Consider the following 16,047-nt stretch of genomic DNA (forward strand, 5'->3'; position numbering starts at 1 on the left):
ACCGAATCAAACGGGGCCGAGAATAAAACTGCTCCTGTTACATCTAGGAAAACATAAACCCTTTCATCATAAGTAACTAAGGAGTGAACTCCTGAAATTCTTCGCTTAGTGACCATTTCACCATTTGCTATAACGATTAAGTAATTCACGCAACAAACCTCTCCTTCCATTCAGGGAATTTGATATTGCTGGAAATGTAATACACCTTGCCTTTACGACCACGAGCAATACGTTGGCTATAATCATCCTCGAACCAAGGGGCCGTTGTGGTCCTGCATCTTGGATGGAACGGATTAGCAGTAACGCCAGGCTGATAATCACTCATCTCGAACACCTTTCCGTCCATCGACTGGCAAATATCAGATGTCTTGCTGTCCAGGGTCGCAACAATCTCATACCTATCAACATCCAACTCTTTAAAGACATCCCTCTGAGCAGAAGCACTAAAAAACGCTTGCTCTGTTTGCACTAATCGAGCAGCGTTAGATCGGGAAGTATTCATTTTCTTTTGAATGACGGATATCAAGCGTTGAGGACCTTCACCGCGAGCGAATGCCTGCGTCATTTCAGTGTGTAACGTATTGATCAGCAAGTTTCTGTCGCGCCAAATCTTCGCTGAAAATGTCATATTGTCAACAGTCCACGGTTTGCTGATGACCTTTGTGAGCACATCCTCATTCAGCGCTTGTAAGGTGAATCCGACTTCAAATGCTTTCTGAATCTCAAAAGCCGTATGATAATACTGGTCTTGATAAATCTCTTTCATCAAGCGCTCAAAACCTTCAATTTGCCCACCATACAGTTTTTCGACATGCTGTTGAAGTTGTAGTCGCAAACTCTCCAAACGGCTAATGTGGACGCGGGAGGAGGCGTTTTCAAGTTGCTTCATCCATTGCTGATTGATTGCGTTCCTTTTGCCATACTCAATGTATTCTTCGACCGTCCATCGAAACTCTCTCAATTCCTCAGATTTCAGTAGCCGTTTAGCTTCATCCAGCGTGATTTCATTGTTTTTGGCAAAACGGCTATACCATTTAGCGATATCCGCTTCAATTGCACCCATAGTTTGAATGTATGCTTTTTCGAGGTCTTTGTAATAGCTAACGGCCTTGCGATTCTGAGCATCTTCCAGCATTTCAAATCGCTTGCGCCAGTATTCCCTACTCTTGGCCATCCGCACCGCCGCCATTCAATTGGTTAAAGTGGGTATCGTAGTTATCCATGAGATCCATCTGTTTGCGCTGTTCGGCTTCAAGTCGCTTCATTTCTAGGCGAACATCTTTGATATATGGATGTTGAGCAATTCGGGTTTCATTAGACAGGTACCCTGATTTTTCAAGACCTTCAATTACCTCGGTCTCATTAATCAATACATCACGATTGAAGATGATGTTCACATCCTCATTCTCAAAGTCACCCACCCCTTTATTCGCCAGGTCTTGATTGACGAACCATAACAATTCTTCAAACGCCGCTTGATACTCGGTTTCAATCATGTTGGCATCTAGGTCGATATCCAAATACATCGACTGGATATTCATCTGGTTCGGGTTATTGCTCATGCGATCATCTTTGGAATCATAGCCACGGCCATTTTCAATAATCGCCTTTTTAAACAGCGTCAGGATGGACTCATAGTTATCCTTATTGACCGTCACTTCGAGCGTCCGGACATCACCTCGGGAACCCTCTGTCGATCGTACTTTCACCGCTCCATATTGAGACAGGTTGCGCCGAAACTCCCCGAGGTTCTGGCCGTCATAGTTTTCGAGAACGATGATCGTGTTATGCGTATCCTCATCCATGTGATTCTCGAAGTTTGAAAGAATCTTATTGTACGCATCTTGCAAGTTTTTCACGCGCCGAATCAATGGAATCGATTTGTGATTATATTTAAACGGGATCAACGGCAGTCGCTGCCAGTTTCTGAACTCAACGTCTATCCCTTCATCAGATTCCGTTTCAATCGTGAGATAGCTAGATTGTTCGACTGCGCCTGATTTCAAACGGCCGTGCTCATAGATATAATGCTTAATGCCGTTGTTGGTGTAATGGTCCACTTTCGTGACTTCGATTTCTCGATCGCCGTCATAATCAATAACCGTGTATATACGCAAAGCCGAACCCAAACGTGTATGATCCGTATCTAACCAGAAAGGTAAAACTTCGTAACCCGGGAACCTTTTAAATTGCAATTCTCCGTGCTCATCATAGAAAGGATGCAAATAAGTGATTCCATGATTAAGGGAAGCTTCGCCGGTATTTCTAAGCAATCTATGGAAACGCTTGTTAAGAACCAGCTTCAGCGCTTCCTCATATGCTTCGTTTTCCGTTTCGATCGTTAATGGTTTCGCGAGTAAATAGTTCACTTTTTGGTCAACAAGCGAAGCGTATTGATTGTCGACACGCTTATTGTTCGGAAGGTTTGGGGCTTCTTGCAACCTTCCCCCTTCGCCGATGACCAGTCGCTTTCTTTGAAGGATATCGTGCTCGCCTTCATAATACCTTTCGCCAGTAAGCATCATATTACGTTTGTCGGATCCGATAAATTTTGCAATTTCCTTTTCTAACCTATTCAGTTCAAATTGTTTTGCCTTGTTTCCGTCTGCAATCACTTGATTTAGTTTGTCCGTTTCCGTGACTGCGCCTTGGTATGGGAAATAAGCCGCCTTCATGCTCTCACCTCTCTTAGTCGAAGCTGAATGTGTTGCCTCGCATATCGTTTTCAAATGCGTAACGAGTGGCGTCAATTGTATGATTATCTTTATCTTCTAATCTTGGAATCGTATTCCCATCCTTATCCGTTTGATAATCGATGTTTTCGAACTCTTTCGCCGTGTTCGGAGTGCGTAAAGGGTCAATGCAAATGAAGTCTAAATCATCTAACCACTGCTCGCCGTATTCAACGCTATCCGGCCCTTTTTTGACTCCGTACATATGCCTGATACCATGTTCATCTCTCAATTCATTGATTGATTTTGGTTCAGCTGAATCAGCTGCAATTCGATCTGATTGATAACCACGACCATGCAACCACTTAGCTAAATGTCTGTTGCTAATCTTTTGGCCGTAAAATTCATCTATAGCATAAATACCATTTTTCTTTTTGTCATAATGCCAACGAACAAAAGCTAATGGATCTGTTGCATAACCGAAGTCAACAGCATTTCGAATATTGTCGAAATTCCTAACCATATCGTCAGTAATGCAGCCTTTTTTGATTTCCAAGTTATCGAATGGCACGACACCGGAACCGATTGCCTCACCAAGATATTCCCACCGATAACGCAATTCATTACGTTCTTCGGCCGCATTCGCTTCTTCAATGAACTGTTTTGAGATGAACGGGTTGTCTAAATAGGTAGAATGGTGAACGAACGTATTATCCGCAATGAAAGCTGATTCATATTTTTTATTCACCCACGACTGTTTCCGTTTGGGCGGGTTATAGCTAAAGAAAAACTTATAAAAAAGACCATCGCCCAATTCTCCACGTAATAAGGAGTTGGTGATAGTTGTAACTTCATCTTCCGTTTTGAATTCAGCCAGCTCCTCTATCCAAGCAATTGCGAATGGGAAGTTAGCTGACTTGAGTGATTTGATCCGTTCTGGTTCCTGGGCTCCTCGGAACACCATGTAGTTACCGCGAGGGATATATGTGATTCGCATCGGAGATTTATTGATCTTGAATAAGTGCGATACGCCTTGCTCCGAAATGGCCCATTTCATTTGCTCGAAAATGGATAGTTCGATTGTATTGTCCACTTTCCGGATGCCGACCGCATTCAGTGGATACCGCATGAGCAGCTGAACGATGATATGTGCAATATCAGAGGATTTCCCTGAGCCCCGGCCGCCCTTGCAAACGATGTTTAGGATTTCCTCCGCAATAGCTGCACGCCAGACGGAATGAAATGCTTTCGGGAGGAATTCGGATAGCTTACGTTGCATCTGTATCACCGCTTATATCGTCAATGAATTGAACAGCGCCGGTTACTTCGGTTTGTTGTTTATCCGTCCACATTGCATAACGCTTCCCAATGTCAACAGCCGCCGATCTTCTGGTTTGAGCACTCGGTTTAACATTGACTACCTTTTGATAACCTTCACCATCAAGAATTGCAATCGGCTCCTCAACTTCACCACGCATAACTGCAGTGAGGAATTCCATGACTTCTTGCTGATCCGCAACACGTTCAGACTTCAATTCTGCCATTCGTTTTTCTATATAGGCTTTTATGCCGACATTTGCCAACAATGTATATGATTTACCTCTAGCGTACGCTTTGCTATATCCTGCTTTTAGTGCAGCTTCTTCGGCGTTTCCTAATTCGATGTAGTGATCGGCGAACGCCTGTTGTTTCGGATTTAATTTCTTCACATTCAATGGCATCACCTCATTATGCTAATCGCTTAGTTTATTTTTAGGTATAGAAAAAGCACCTCCGAAGAGATGCTAATTTTTCTTTCTGTAATAGAGAGAGAGCTCCTCCTCCGATTCTCGTTCTATATTTGTGTCATTCTGAAAAGCATTAACTTCGTTTTTTGATTTCTCAAGTAAGTAATCGTCGAAGTAATATTCGATGTTTCCACTTGTATATAATCGGCTAAAAAACATTATCACTGAGAGTATTAGTACGACTGCAAAATAAAACCACGCCCAGCCTTGATTGTTATATCCAACATTCACTAGCAGTATTACAATTGCTGAAATTGTAAAGCTTACTAAAATACTTCCTACCTCATGTTTTTTCGATAGCAAATACCTATATCTTTCTCTTACATAATCATTTTCTTGGAATATTTTATCCGCTTTAATTTCTTCTTCGAAATACTTTCGCCACCCGTCATTTTTCATCCTTGGCAATACCCAAGTAATCGCATGATGTATTTGGTTTAACATATGCCCTAAGGGAACTCCAAGAATTGTAAGGACCGCCCCAGCTGCAAGGAATGCAGTCAAATCAATTTTTAACATAAGAAATTCTTCATAATAAGTAAAAAGGAAATATGGAAATAAAATCATTACCATAATCCACCCTGGTATTCCCCATCTAATTAAATATTTTGTGTCAAAGTTCATACACTTCCACCCCCACTGACATCCTTCGCCAAAAAAAGGTGAAAATCCTCCTAAAAAGCGCACTTAAACCGAAGGTCATAAACCCGCACAAATTGAAAAAGCGGACAGGTGCAACACCCGCACCTACCCGCCTCCCCGACCTGCCTTCCATGGTAACAGTTGGAATATACCTTCGTCACATCTCCGACCTATCCGACATTTGCGACATCTTCCGCACTACGGTGTCCTTAATCCGGCCAATATGTCGATCAGACAATCCCATATGCAATCCGATCCACCTCATGCTTTTACCTTCTAATAGCCAATGCAGCACTTCAACTTCTCGATCAATCGTAATTACGTGCATCCGTTCCTGGACCACCTTAATTTTACGCTCATAATCCACGATCTTCTTCCACCGTTTTTCCCGACGGGTGAATTCTCGGTAGATTGGATCGCTATGATTCCCACTAGCTTTCGGCATTGCTGCATCCAGTCCATATTGAGCCGTTAACCCATCGCCAATATCATTTAGCCCTTCACGCATAATTTTCACGGAATTAATCATCCAATGATAATCCTTCAACAGCTGCTCGATCTGCTTTTCCGTCATAAGATCGCCTCCCCTTATCTTCTACGAAAAGCCCCGCCCGGACCTCTCCGGTACACATCCCGATTAACCCCCATCAATTCCCGCAGTTCCCGGTCGGACAGGCGTTCCTTTCCCACCCTCTTTGTAGCAAGCTTCTTTTTATCCACCAGGCCAGAAAGAGGCTGTGGCGCTTCTAGCAACGCATTGTCAATCGTTAGTGAAGACTCGTCCTTCGACATCCCGTAATGAATTGAAAGTTGCTTTTTAATTTCGGTCAGCTGTTCTCGCAAACTCTTATTCACCCCGTCACCCCCTTTTTTGAACATGCAAGCAATCCTTACAAGTTGATAAACCGAAAAATAAAAAAAGGACACCAAACAACAGCGAAAATGCCGTTACTCAGTGTCCGTCGGTTCTTCCGTAAGGACAATTACTCTATTAGTCTTACTTGTCACATAGTAAGATAGATGCAAGAAGGCGCTTGTGGATGAAACGGGAGTACCCCAACCACTGATAAGTCCTTCTTTTTTGTTTATATAACCTCCTGTCCCTCTATCCTCACCCGTTGGTTCCTATCAACATCGAGAACCTCTCCATTCTTCCAGATGATGACGTCCTGGCCATGATTTTTTGCTGTAACCTTTGTCAACTGCCCTCGCTTGACGACATAAACCGCATTTTCCTCCAAATTTACAACCGCTGTTTTCTCCACCCGGACCCCTCCTATGGTATGATGTATGTGTGTAGAGACAGGAGGAGCCTGTCTTTTTTTTATTGAATATTCCTCATACGCTGTACCCAATCGCCTTCATCATCTTCTCGTTATCTGCGATATAAGCTGCCTTGAAATCTCCGAACTCATCGAAGAGAAAACCCTCATAATCCACTCCGAAGAAATCACAATACCTGATAACATCCTCCAAATCCGCCTGAACAGCGCCCGTTTCCAGGTCGGCTATGTGCTCCATACGGAATCTCAATTCGGCTGATAACTCTCGGATGCTCAGGCCGTCATACTTCCGAAGGAATGTCACTTTGTTCGCGATTGAAATAATTTTACGATTGCTCATGCTCCACCTCTTTCAGTTGATCCGTTAACAGCAAGAACTGTTTCTTATCCCCGGCATCCAGAGCCATATCAATTCGAAGAAGCAGCATATCCATATCGGTCAATCTCGTTTGGATCTTCGGGCTGTATTCTAAGTCAAAATAAGAGACTTTAAGATGGCCGAACGCTCGATATACTTCTATTTGCTGAGCGTGCATCGCGGCGAACATTGCGTCTCTCATCAATCTTCGAATAATCTCTTCACCCATTCCCCTCACTCCTTGCGAGTTTCTTTGCATATCGCAATTGCTGATGAATATATGGATCGTCATGATTGCCACCACCGGCAATCCAATCTGTTACGCGGCTGTTAATGTCTTGCAATGCTTCAATCGGAATTTGATTTGATAGTTTTGATATTTCCTGTATCGGGTTCATGTTCATCCTCCTCTCGTGCGTGCGCTCTCTTGCTTGTTCTTAAACCTTCCCCTTTTGAAGATTGTTTGATAGCTTGACTAAAAGGGAGTGATATCATGTACTCAACAAAAGAAATTAAGCGTCTTTATCACGAAGAAAAGTGGTCCATTAAGCAGATAGCTGATTTCTTGGGATGTACAACAGGTCTCGTAGCGGGTAGGTTAGGCAATACCACCAGATCCCCCAAGGAAGCAGGTTGGATCCGTACCATTCGCTCGCACTATGGATTTATCCCGAGTAGATTCAAAGACTGAGCCGCTTAATGCGGCTCCTGCATTTCATCTTCGGAATGCGACACTACTCATTTAGCATTTTCTCAACTTTTTCGGCAGCTTCTTTCGTCATCCCTAATACTGTGGCACCAAAACCTTTATGTTTGGTGACTAATCCATTTAGGAATTCTCCTAACTCCTCCTGAATTTCATCTTCATTTAGCCCTGTCATCGAAATATAAAAATACTGTCTTTCCATTCTTTTTTCCTCCTTCGCATTCCCCGTCTGATGTGACGCGTCACTTGCTCAACCGCCCCAACGCATAACCGGATAGCATCAGCAGCACGCCAGAACATATAATGAAAACCGCTTCTGGTATTGTAATGATTGTCATTCCCTCACCCACTCCTTGCCTTTCAATCTCACAACAACCAACTCTTGCCTGATCGCCTTCTCCAACAGCTTCCTCCGCAAAGGGAAGTCCCGAGTAACTGGGCCGCCCTTCACATCGATGATTTCCTCATAGCCATCTATGTAAGTGACTTTAAAGTCCGCCGTATAGATAGCCCCTGCCTTCTCACGCTCTTGTTTCCCATGGCACAAAGAGCAGTTGATAAGATTCCCCGTCTTCGGGCTTGTCCGCTTCCCTGAGCCGCCACAGCGTTTACACACGACGGTGTACGAAGGGATGATTTGAAATTTCGGTTGAATCTCTATGTCCTTTACTGCTGGATCCTTCTTAAGAAATTTGTAATAGGCCGCTTCCGTTTTGGAATCAAATTCGATGCCGTCAACCTCAATTTTCTTTGAATGGAACTCCCGTGGCTGCTTGGGTGACCTTGGTCTTTTTCGAACGCTTTGCCTCATACGCTGATCCGCTCCTGGTACGCAATTTCTTCATCGATCGTAACCTGTAATTTTAGAAACTCCGCTTCCGCTTCATCGTGCTTTTTCTTACAGACCGGGCCAAACCCAACCTCAATACTCTTCGTCGTTTTCAGTTTCCTATTGCACCGTTTACAAACACCCATTAGACCGCCCTCCCCACCGGTATCCCGTTTTTGTTTACTTGTGGCCGATCCTCCCGCCAACCCTCTTGCCGGAGTACCGCCACCTCGTATTTGCTCAAATGTCCGTGAATGACCCGCCGCTCCCCGTCAATCATCCGATATAGCGTTCTGAGCATAACGCTGACTCCTTTCCCGTTCCTCCTTCACTTGCTCTGCAATGGCCGAAGCTACCGCTGCCACATGAATTAGTTCCGTGTACAGATCATCAGCATCCGTGTACTTGCTCGCTACACTGCCCTGCTGAATGGCCTGACAAACCTCCCCGAACTCCTCGCCTAAGATTGCTAGCCAAAAGCCATAATCATGGCGCTGATGGCCCCACTTGGCATTCTGCCGCTTCCGCTCGTTTAAAACTTCGTCATTCACCGCTTGCATGAGTCCGGTAACCTGTCCCACTACTAAACGCCTCCAATGCCTCTCTCGCTTTCTCGCCCCGGTCTGTCTGGACATTAGTCACGCGCCGGATGCCATCGTAACCGTAATGCTTGTAATTGCTGTTGTCCGCGTAAAATTCCAATGCCGTTTCACAAAGACGCAGCCGCTTCCGCAATTCCGCATTCTCCTGCTGCCATTTCCAGGCAAGGTCATCACCAGTTTTTAAAACAGCTGTCGAATAAGCTTTGACCATATCGGCTCAACCTCGCTTTCTTGCAAACATCCTCATGTTCCGCAATTGTTAAAATATCTTGAAATGGCCTGGTGCGCGAAACGACGAACCCTACTTCGTGTTTCATCCTGCCGTTCCGTCCCGGCGAATACACGGCGATGGTTTTCAATAACCGGCCGCGTTCGGCCGTCCTTTCAATGGTTTCCGTCATATCCTCATCCCCTATCCCGATTCTTCGATCCCAACCTTTTTTGAGGTCGTCATACATGCCGTCGCGTTTCAATCGACTGACCGTATTTTGCAAGGTGGACTCGGTCCGGCCCAATGCAAATGAGATTGTCCGCGCTGGTTCACTCTCGTGAAATTTGCAAAGGTAAATCAACTCTTCCAACTGGATTGGCGTGCCCTGCGCGAAATGATAGTCCGGGTGCCGTTTCATCCGATTGCTTGGACCATATTCAATAGTTTCGTCAATGAGTGCTGTCACCATGTTCACCCTTTCAAAGTTTTATGGTTTTTAAAAAGGCAAATCATCATCTGTAACCTCAATCGGCCCTCCACTATCGAACGGATCGTTTGCCGGTGATGTGTACGGCTGTTGTCCGTATTGTTGCTGTGGCGCTTGATAGGAACTATTCGGCGATTCCGAACGGTTGGACTTCGGTTCGAGAAATTGGACGCTATCCGCAATCACTTCCGTGGTATAGACCCGCACGCCGTCCTTTTCATAGCTGCCTGTCTGGATGCGGCCGTCAATGCCACACAGACTACCTTTCTTCAAAAAGTTCGCAACGTTTTCCGCGGTCTTCCGGAAAGTTAAAATACTTGGAAAGTCCGCTTCTTGCTCTCCACTCGCATTTTTGAAAGCTCGATTGACCGCAAGATTGAACCGGCAAATTGCAACGCCGCTCTGGCTATAACGGACCTCCGGATCCTTGGTGAGACGACCAACTAAAACAACACGATTCAGCATCCATTGCCCTCCTTTATGAAATGCAACTTATTGGTGTCCCGAAAGGGAGAAGCAGCCGAAGCCCTCTCCGTAATTTCCTTTTGCGACAAAATCCGCTCCGTTATCGCCCGGTGAATAGGCCAACCAAGCTTGATGCGCTTTCGAACGGCCGCCCGACTGATGCCGTTAGCTTCGGCTTGGTCATAATGCTCTTTCGTCAATTCCGGTTGAGTCTCGTACACATAAAAACTGTTCACTGAGCCACCGCCTTTTCCTTGGAGAACGAAGCAACCAGACACTTACTGTGGCAATAAAGCTCGTCCCCTTTGCGCCAAACACGGGCACCGGACCAGATGACCTTTTCGCAGGATGGGCAGACGGCGATCGGTTCTTTGATATTCGTCATTCCGATTCTCCTTTCAGGGCCTTCTCTAAAATCTGCGCTCGTTCGGCTTGCCTGTATAGCCATTCATAGTCCTTGGCCTTTATAGTAAATTCGTCGGCCTCGACATATCCGTACATTTGTTGGATTTTATCCAGTTGCTTAGCATTCGTTTCAGTTGTCATTTCCAAACCTCACTTCCAACAAATCATTTGTTCCAATCGTTTTTAGACGCTCGTAATATGCGACCATGTGGCCTTCCGGCGTCTTGACTATCACGACAGGACTCCCTTGAGATGTCCGGACGCTGTCAAATTCCACCGGCACCCATTCAAACGATCCAGGGCCGTAATAGAGCAGCGGCTCTCCTTTTTTCAATTTTTCAGCTTGCGCCATGGTCAATCTGCCCAGTCCATCAAGATAGCGGTCATAGGGCGTTTCATTCACGACCTTGATTCCTCCCGTCAACCCAACCGAGCCCATAAGAGAGGCCCGCAATCACGACAAGCACCACAATCATCAGCAAGGTGATCATTCCGCCACCTCGATTCCCTGCGGATGGAAACTCAATTCCTCGCTACGACAAACCGGGCAAGTCATCCGTTTCAACAGATTTACGACGACCATCATGTTCTCCGGTAACTTGAGGTCCAAATAACACTCATGGCCCTTGTCACAGGACAGTTGGTGTAATGTCATTCCGCCACCTCCAGCAATTCCGGATTCTCGTAGATGTTGCCGATGACCTCAATTCCTCCGTCAACAAATTCATAAAGCCCGTCAGCAATACCGTGCGAAATGCCTCTTGCCGTTGAACCGGACTTTAATGTCCTAACGCCCCAAAATCTATCGTGATCATATTCAATTACTAAAACGTATCCATCTTCGCCCCTAATCGGGTAATGCCCGCCTTGCAATATATCCCCCTCATAGATCTCCACGCCGTTCCGGTCCCGAAGCCCGGTGAATTGCATAACCTTTATGTGCGGCTGATACGCAAGGCTAACGCCGGTTCCGTCACTACTCCATCCAACCGGACTGATTGCAAGCACATCCACACCTATCATTTGCTCTGTCATCGGGATCCACGCCCGGAATCTGATTTCCCTGCTCATTCCGCCACCGCCATTCTGGTCGCCAGTAGTGTCCGTAATGAGTAATAACTCAAACTCTCCAACGGCTCCTGTTTCGGAGTTTCATAGATTCCCTGACGTTTTAGATCCTCAATGAAAATCTGCCGCTCTGTCTCCCGGGACGGTTGTACAATTGTGCCGATCATGCCGACTCCACCTTTCTCGCAGCGATACGAGCTTCCGCTTCCTGCAATTTGATTTCCAGTGCAACCATTTCAGCTTTTAAGATTTCCTTGTCTACCGGGCCAGTCGGCTGTATCACGTAAAACCCCGGGCCCTTTATCCATTCAGGCATCAGCTGCACCTCCAAACTTGATGAAGGATTCTGCGGGAAAAAAGCCTTGTAGTTGCCCAAGCTCGTAACGAGCTTTTAAAATACTTGGTCCATCGATAAGGTTCCCGTATTCGGAAATTCCGAAGTCACCATCCCGAAACTCTCCCGGCCCCCTGCCGATCTTCGCCCATGCTCTGCGCTCTTTCTCGTTTTTGATTTCTTCAGGAGTGGGATTGAAAGAGCACTTAGCTGATTCCCAAACTCTTCGCCACACTCTATCTTCATCCAAATAATTAAGAGCAATTTCTTCAGCTTTTTCTTTAAAAGTAACGGTGTCGATTTTCCCTATAACCCACTTTTTATTGGCAAGCTGAACTTTCTTCCAATCCCCAACCTTGTATTCTTCTTCGACTTCATAGCTGTTTGGTTCGTATAAGACCTTTGCCAATTGATCTAACGATAATGCGTTCAAGCAAATGTTATTTCCGTCTCTCCATCCTTTAGCTTGTTGCACCAAGATAGACCCTTTCGAATACATGACGTCCTTCAGCATTTCTTTCAATCTAGTATCCTGCTCCCTCGTCAACTTCACTTTTTCAGTCATTTCAATTCCCCCTAATTCCCGAACAATATTTTTTCAAAATCATTGTTCTCGTTATCCGCTTCCTGGTCCCGAATGGACTCTTCTGGCATGTAGATTTCCAACGACATTTTCTTTATCCGCTTGCCCACTCGGCCCCCCGGATAAAAGTCTTCCAGGCTATCGATTGAAACGTTGGACGTGAATAAAGTCGGTTTATTATGCTCAAGCCTGTAATCTGTGATGTCGTAAAATATCCGCTCTTCAAATTCTGATGCACCCTTGATTGCCAGATCATCAACGACCAGAAGCCCAACTTTCCGATACGATTCAACGACTTCGCTTTCAGTGAGCTCCGAATCATTTTTAAATGTCTTTCTCACCTGAGATATGAGGTCCATCGACTTGATAAACGCAATATCAACACCATGTTGACCGACAAGTGCGTTGGCAATGCTAACAGCCAACCTAGTCTTGCCAGACCCCTTCACATCGCTGTACAAGTAAAGCCCCTTGCCGTTCTCTTGCATGACTTCAAAGTTTGTAACGTAGTTGATTGCCGCTTTTCGAGCAACAATTGCCCTCTCCCTGCTATCAGTTTGCTGATATATATCTGTCCGGAAAGATCGGACTGTTGCCTCTTTGAAAATTGGAGGAATGCCAGACAAATCTAGCTTTTTATCGATTTCTCGTTGTTTGATTAGCCGATCGTAGCACTCGCATTCCTCTTTCCATTCATCCACAACATTTTTTTCATGGCGTTTCGACCAGTCTTTAATCCAGATGAACCCGGTACCGTCACATCTACGAAAAGGACAATCGTCAGAAGGGGACGTCAATATCTCGATCGGATTCGATTCCAGCGATTCTCTTACGGCGTTCATTCGCTGCATCAATTTTGGATTGGATTGCATCATTTCTTGGAGTACCTGGTTGATTGGCTCCAATTTCCACACCACCATTCTTGTTCTTCAGGAGCATCAAGCCCCTACGCGCTTCCGGCTCTTTCGTTTGCCGCAAAATTCCTAGCGTATAGGTTTCCCGCTTGTCATCGTGCTTTTCGCAATGTGTCCAAAGTGCATAGTTAATTTGATTAGCACTGTACTTGCCCATCCTCTCAATCACACCAGCAAGCACCTTGGCGGATATCCTGCATGTGGAACGCGTCAATCGGATCGTGTCAAAATAATTAATCAGGATTTTTTTGGATGTACCATCCGGGAAAGCGTTGGTTCGCAAAGCGAAATCAACAAAGGTTTCGATATCCTCAGCCGAAGACAAGTTTATGTTTTTCACATTCGCCTGATCGACGTATTGTTTTAACGTTATATTGCTGTTAATGCTGTTAAGTGATGTTATAAATGCTGTTATAGCATTGCGATTCTCTTTGTTATTGGATTGTTCTTGGTTTGTTACTGGATTGTGATTCTCTTTGTTATCAGGCATTTCCGAACCCCTTTCATCCGTTGGTACGACTGGCTTTGTAGAATCGTCCTCTTTGTTATCCTCTTTGTTATTGGATTGTTTTCTCTTTGTTACTGGATTGTTATCCTCTTTGTTAATTTTTTCGTAGTTTTTAAGGGTCTGAAAGCGAGAATAATCCACGATAGTTACCGTAATGCCGCGCTTTTGACTCCTTGTTGCTACCGTTATCAACCCTGCATCTTCGAGCCTGCCAAGAATCCCTCTGACGGTCCCATAACTCCAACCAGTTTCTTTTTCAATAGATGAAACGGAAGTGATTAATTGGCCGATTCTGCAATCGCTGGATTCAATGTAATTCGCCGCATCTATAAAATGTTGATAAAGCATTTTGTCTTTCAAATTGTCGAACTGTAACCGGGGCTGGATGACGAACCCCGATGTCTGAATTGAACTTTCCACCCCGATTACCCCTTTCTAAGCTAGTAATTCGCCAATTTCCATCGTGTCTTTCAGTTGCTTCGTTCCCCGGCAGTAAGGGCACCTCTCGCATCGGGAGGGGGCCGTCTCCCCGGCTTTGAGTACAACAAACTGTTCCATCATGTGCTCCACGAAATCTAACTCAAACTGGAACCGGCTATCATCAAAGTGCAGCACCGCTTTGTCCGGTGGATCCTCTTTCGTGACTGCGACAATATATGGAGAGTAGTAGAATCCCATGTTTTGATGGATGATTTCCCGATACACCGCCATCTGGAGCACGTAATCCCACGCTTCAACGAACGAAACATACTTCTGGTACTTGTCCGACCAGAAACGCTGTGAAAGGCTCCTGGTAGTCTTTAAATCTGTGAATGTGTTTCGTTGATGATTGATTGAATCGATTTTCGCTTTCCATGAGACGCCGAACAGGTCGGCCGTGAGAATGATTTCCTTCTCGCCTTCCATGGCAAACATGGCGAATTTGTCATTTTTGATTGTTTCGATCATCGCGTCAGCTACTTCGAAATCCTTATATTTTCCGTTTCCGCGTTTCATAAAGATGGCATCCGAGTTTTCTTCGAAAACTTGTCGGAAAGCTTCCGCGCTCTCAAACGCCGCATGCGTATAAGTACCAACGAGCAAGGCGTTTCCGTATGATTCCTCATATTCGCCGTTAATCTTTGCTAAGGCCTTCGCCTGGCACTCCATGAAGTCTTTGAATTGAGAGACCGAGAAGTACTCTCTGTTCGCCTCATTAGAGTGGTAGTTCGTCTGCGTTAGTTGCAGAGGCTTCGTCAGCGTCATCTTCCTTCACCCCTTCTGCAACCTTTTCAGGATCATTCTCTTTCGCAGCATCCTTTGTTTCTTTTTGACTGTCATTATTGAAGGATTCAGCCAGACCGCTTGATTGTTTTTTCTTGGCATCTTTATCGAACCAGTCATCCACTTTTGACATACCGTCTCTCAATGAGTTAAATATCTTGATGAGTTCCAGATAGTCATACTCCGTAAATGATTCAGCGTTGTATCCAAATCTTTGTTCAATCATTTCCTGCGTCACACGATATTGATTCTTAAAGGCAGCCAAGGCATTCGCAATTCGCTCCTTTAAAGGCTTTTCGTTATTTCCAGTAAGGGTCTTGTTGCATTCGTTTAGAGCCAATTCCACAATGTCGCCAGGTATGATTCCGAGTATGCAAGCCCTCAAACGACGAGCTCCGTTGTTCGCAACAAGTTCATAGATATCTCGAGGATCATCAAGCTTCTTGATTTGCCCGCCTGCTTTACGAGTGTGAGGCACAGTGAACACTTTCTCTTGCCGGACATTTGTTTCCAAATCCCATGCGTAAGCCATCGCAACTGATTCCCCAGGTCGTTGTTCAAGCTCTTTAACACCGAAAGCAAGGTTCCCCCAGTTTTGGGCTAACACTTCTGCTAAACGAATTGACGGCCCTTCCACTCGTTGATTTCCTCTTGGATAAGAATAGACTGCTGTCTGCGCTAACGCCGGACGCTTGCACGCATCCAAAATTCTTTTTTCTGACTGGAAAACGTTTCTGGGAAACTGACGAGCCATGAAAATTTGTCCCTTCACTTCCTCCATTTCACGTGAAGCTGTAGCTTGTCCAAGGACGTTCCCCGGTTGGTTCTGCTGATATTGCATGGATAGTTCAGACATGTTTATTTCCTCCCATATTTGTGATAGAATCGATTCAAAGATATTTTTCAGTGGGACCACTTTGCCGAGTGGTC

Annotated in this window: 32 protein-coding genes; all 32 read right to left on the reverse strand. The window is 45.2% G+C overall.

Annotated elements, in window-relative coordinates; genetic code table 11:
* Positions 1–145 precede the first annotated feature (145 nt).
* A complete protein-coding gene (locus MKY41_RS11485; RefSeq protein ID WP_340745142.1) occupies positions 146–1,174 on the reverse strand; it encodes a minor capsid protein in 1,029 nt (342 codons plus the stop codon).
* Positions 1,161–2,675, reverse strand: a complete 1,515-nt coding sequence (locus tag MKY41_RS11490) for a phage portal protein (protein WP_340745143.1) — start codon at positions 2,673–2,675, stop codon at positions 1,161–1,163. Before MKY41_RS11490 ends, MKY41_RS11485 begins: the two co-directional genes overlap by 14 nt.
* A gap of 13 nt (positions 2,676–2,688) precedes the next feature.
* Positions 2,689–3,951, reverse strand: coding sequence for a PBSX family phage terminase large subunit (locus MKY41_RS11495; protein ID WP_340745144.1), 1,263 nt, complete (start codon positions 3,949–3,951; stop codon positions 2,689–2,691).
* The gene (locus MKY41_RS11500) at positions 3,941–4,381 is read right to left on the reverse strand and encodes a terminase small subunit (protein WP_340745691.1); all 441 of its coding nucleotides are present in this window, start codon (positions 4,379–4,381) and stop codon (positions 3,941–3,943) included. The genes MKY41_RS11495 and MKY41_RS11500 overlap by 11 nt, the downstream gene beginning before the upstream one ends.
* 75 nt (positions 4,382–4,456) lie before the next feature.
* Positions 4,457–5,083 (reverse strand): hypothetical protein, encoded by a 627-nt coding sequence (locus MKY41_RS11505; protein ID WP_340745145.1) that lies wholly within the window; start codon positions 5,081–5,083, stop codon positions 4,457–4,459.
* Positions 5,084–5,258: 175 nt separating this feature from the next.
* On the reverse strand, positions 5,259–5,675 hold the full coding sequence (locus MKY41_RS11510) for a DNA-binding response regulator (RefSeq protein WP_340745146.1): 417 nt from the start codon (positions 5,673–5,675) through the stop codon (positions 5,259–5,261).
* A 14-nt stretch (positions 5,676–5,689) separates the two neighbouring features.
* A complete protein-coding gene (locus MKY41_RS11515) occupies positions 5,690–5,956 on the reverse strand; it encodes a hypothetical protein (protein WP_340745147.1) in 267 nt (88 codons plus the stop codon).
* A gap of 230 nt (positions 5,957–6,186) precedes the next feature.
* A complete protein-coding gene (locus tag MKY41_RS11520; RefSeq protein ID WP_340745148.1) occupies positions 6,187–6,366 on the reverse strand; it encodes a DUF3954 domain-containing protein in 180 nt (59 codons plus the stop codon).
* 73 nt (positions 6,367–6,439) lie between these two features.
* Positions 6,440–6,724 carry a helix-turn-helix domain-containing protein gene (locus tag MKY41_RS11525; RefSeq protein WP_340745149.1) on the reverse strand — a complete coding sequence of 95 codons (285 nt, stop codon included), beginning with the start codon at positions 6,722–6,724 and terminating at the stop codon, positions 6,440–6,442.
* A complete protein-coding gene (locus MKY41_RS11530; RefSeq protein ID WP_340745150.1) occupies positions 6,711–6,971 on the reverse strand; it encodes an IDEAL domain-containing protein in 261 nt (86 codons plus the stop codon). The genes MKY41_RS11525 and MKY41_RS11530 overlap by 14 nt, the downstream gene beginning before the upstream one ends.
* The gene (locus MKY41_RS11535; protein WP_340745151.1) at positions 6,964–7,140 is read right to left on the reverse strand and encodes a DUF6877 family protein; all 177 of its coding nucleotides are present in this window, start codon (positions 7,138–7,140) and stop codon (positions 6,964–6,966) included. Before MKY41_RS11535 ends, MKY41_RS11530 begins: the two co-directional genes overlap by 8 nt.
* Positions 7,141–7,476: 336 nt before the next feature.
* Positions 7,477–7,650, reverse strand: coding sequence for a hypothetical protein (locus MKY41_RS11540; RefSeq protein WP_340745152.1), 174 nt, complete (start codon positions 7,648–7,650; stop codon positions 7,477–7,479).
* A gap of 132 nt (positions 7,651–7,782) precedes the next feature.
* Positions 7,783–8,259 carry a DUF1064 domain-containing protein gene (locus MKY41_RS11545; RefSeq protein WP_340745153.1) on the reverse strand — a complete coding sequence of 159 codons (477 nt, stop codon included), beginning with the start codon at positions 8,257–8,259 and terminating at the stop codon, positions 7,783–7,785.
* Positions 8,256–8,423 carry a DUF6011 domain-containing protein gene (locus MKY41_RS11550; protein ID WP_340745154.1) on the reverse strand — a complete coding sequence of 56 codons (168 nt, stop codon included), beginning with the start codon at positions 8,421–8,423 and terminating at the stop codon, positions 8,256–8,258. The genes MKY41_RS11545 and MKY41_RS11550 overlap by 4 nt, the downstream gene beginning before the upstream one ends.
* Positions 8,423–8,578, reverse strand: coding sequence for a hypothetical protein (locus MKY41_RS11555; protein ID WP_340745155.1), 156 nt, complete (start codon positions 8,576–8,578; stop codon positions 8,423–8,425). Before MKY41_RS11555 ends, MKY41_RS11550 begins: the two co-directional genes overlap by 1 nt.
* Complete coding sequence (locus MKY41_RS11560) at positions 8,550–8,858, reverse strand: MazG-like family protein (protein ID WP_340745156.1); 309 nt, start codon at positions 8,856–8,858, stop codon at positions 8,550–8,552. The genes MKY41_RS11555 and MKY41_RS11560 overlap by 29 nt, the downstream gene beginning before the upstream one ends.
* Entirely contained in the window at positions 8,821–9,090 is a 270-nt protein-coding gene (locus tag MKY41_RS11565; protein WP_340745157.1) for a hypothetical protein, read from the reverse strand. The genes MKY41_RS11560 and MKY41_RS11565 overlap by 38 nt, the downstream gene beginning before the upstream one ends.
* Complete coding sequence (locus tag MKY41_RS11570) at positions 9,050–9,556, reverse strand: hypothetical protein (RefSeq protein ID WP_340745158.1); 507 nt, start codon at positions 9,554–9,556, stop codon at positions 9,050–9,052. The genes MKY41_RS11565 and MKY41_RS11570 overlap by 41 nt, the downstream gene beginning before the upstream one ends.
* A 30-nt stretch (positions 9,557–9,586) precedes the next feature.
* Positions 9,587–10,042, reverse strand: coding sequence for a single-stranded DNA-binding protein (gene ssb, locus MKY41_RS11575; RefSeq protein ID WP_340745159.1), 456 nt, complete (start codon positions 10,040–10,042; stop codon positions 9,587–9,589).
* Positions 10,036–10,278 (reverse strand): hypothetical protein, encoded by a 243-nt coding sequence (locus MKY41_RS11580; protein WP_340745160.1) that lies wholly within the window; start codon positions 10,276–10,278, stop codon positions 10,036–10,038. Before MKY41_RS11580 ends, ssb begins: the two co-directional genes overlap by 7 nt.
* The gene (locus tag MKY41_RS11585) at positions 10,275–10,427 is read right to left on the reverse strand and encodes a hypothetical protein (RefSeq protein ID WP_340745161.1); all 153 of its coding nucleotides are present in this window, start codon (positions 10,425–10,427) and stop codon (positions 10,275–10,277) included. The genes MKY41_RS11580 and MKY41_RS11585 overlap by 4 nt, the downstream gene beginning before the upstream one ends.
* Positions 10,424–10,588 (reverse strand): hypothetical protein, encoded by a 165-nt coding sequence (locus tag MKY41_RS11590; protein WP_340745162.1) that lies wholly within the window; start codon positions 10,586–10,588, stop codon positions 10,424–10,426. The genes MKY41_RS11585 and MKY41_RS11590 overlap by 4 nt, the downstream gene beginning before the upstream one ends.
* The gene (locus MKY41_RS11595) at positions 10,578–10,850 is read right to left on the reverse strand and encodes a hypothetical protein (protein WP_041075157.1); all 273 of its coding nucleotides are present in this window, start codon (positions 10,848–10,850) and stop codon (positions 10,578–10,580) included. The genes MKY41_RS11590 and MKY41_RS11595 overlap by 11 nt, the downstream gene beginning before the upstream one ends.
* A gap of 84 nt (positions 10,851–10,934) precedes the next feature.
* The gene (locus MKY41_RS11600) at positions 10,935–11,102 is read right to left on the reverse strand and encodes a hypothetical protein (protein ID WP_340745163.1); all 168 of its coding nucleotides are present in this window, start codon (positions 11,100–11,102) and stop codon (positions 10,935–10,937) included.
* On the reverse strand, positions 11,099–11,518 hold the full coding sequence (locus tag MKY41_RS11605) for a YopX family protein (RefSeq protein ID WP_340745164.1): 420 nt from the start codon (positions 11,516–11,518) through the stop codon (positions 11,099–11,101). Before MKY41_RS11605 ends, MKY41_RS11600 begins: the two co-directional genes overlap by 4 nt.
* Complete coding sequence (locus MKY41_RS11610; protein WP_340745165.1) at positions 11,515–11,682, reverse strand: hypothetical protein; 168 nt, start codon at positions 11,680–11,682, stop codon at positions 11,515–11,517. The genes MKY41_RS11605 and MKY41_RS11610 overlap by 4 nt, the downstream gene beginning before the upstream one ends.
* Complete coding sequence (locus MKY41_RS11615) at positions 11,679–11,831, reverse strand: pilus assembly protein PilO (protein WP_340745166.1); 153 nt, start codon at positions 11,829–11,831, stop codon at positions 11,679–11,681. Before MKY41_RS11615 ends, MKY41_RS11610 begins: the two co-directional genes overlap by 4 nt.
* Positions 11,824–12,414: a hypothetical protein gene (locus MKY41_RS11620; protein ID WP_340745167.1), complete on the reverse strand. Its 591-nt coding sequence runs from the start codon at positions 12,412–12,414 to the stop codon at positions 11,824–11,826. The genes MKY41_RS11615 and MKY41_RS11620 overlap by 8 nt, the downstream gene beginning before the upstream one ends.
* An 11-nt stretch (positions 12,415–12,425) precedes the next feature.
* Positions 12,426–13,274, reverse strand: coding sequence for an ATP-binding protein (locus MKY41_RS11625; protein ID WP_340745168.1), 849 nt, complete (start codon positions 13,272–13,274; stop codon positions 12,426–12,428).
* Positions 13,213–14,274, reverse strand: coding sequence for a hypothetical protein (locus tag MKY41_RS11630; protein ID WP_340745169.1), 1,062 nt, complete (start codon positions 14,272–14,274; stop codon positions 13,213–13,215). Before MKY41_RS11630 ends, MKY41_RS11625 begins: the two co-directional genes overlap by 62 nt.
* A 15-nt stretch (positions 14,275–14,289) precedes the next feature.
* A complete protein-coding gene (locus tag MKY41_RS11635) occupies positions 14,290–15,099 on the reverse strand; it encodes a PD-(D/E)XK nuclease-like domain-containing protein (protein ID WP_340745170.1) in 810 nt (269 codons plus the stop codon).
* Positions 15,050–15,973 carry a hypothetical protein gene (locus MKY41_RS11640; protein ID WP_340745171.1) on the reverse strand — a complete coding sequence of 308 codons (924 nt, stop codon included), beginning with the start codon at positions 15,971–15,973 and terminating at the stop codon, positions 15,050–15,052. The genes MKY41_RS11635 and MKY41_RS11640 overlap by 50 nt, the downstream gene beginning before the upstream one ends.
* Between the last annotated feature and the right edge of the window lie 74 nt (positions 15,974–16,047).

Origin of the sequence: Sporosarcina sp. FSL W7-1349, assembly GCF_038003045.1 — a bacterium.
Lineage (GTDB): Bacteria > Bacillota > Bacilli > Bacillales_A > Planococcaceae > Sporosarcina.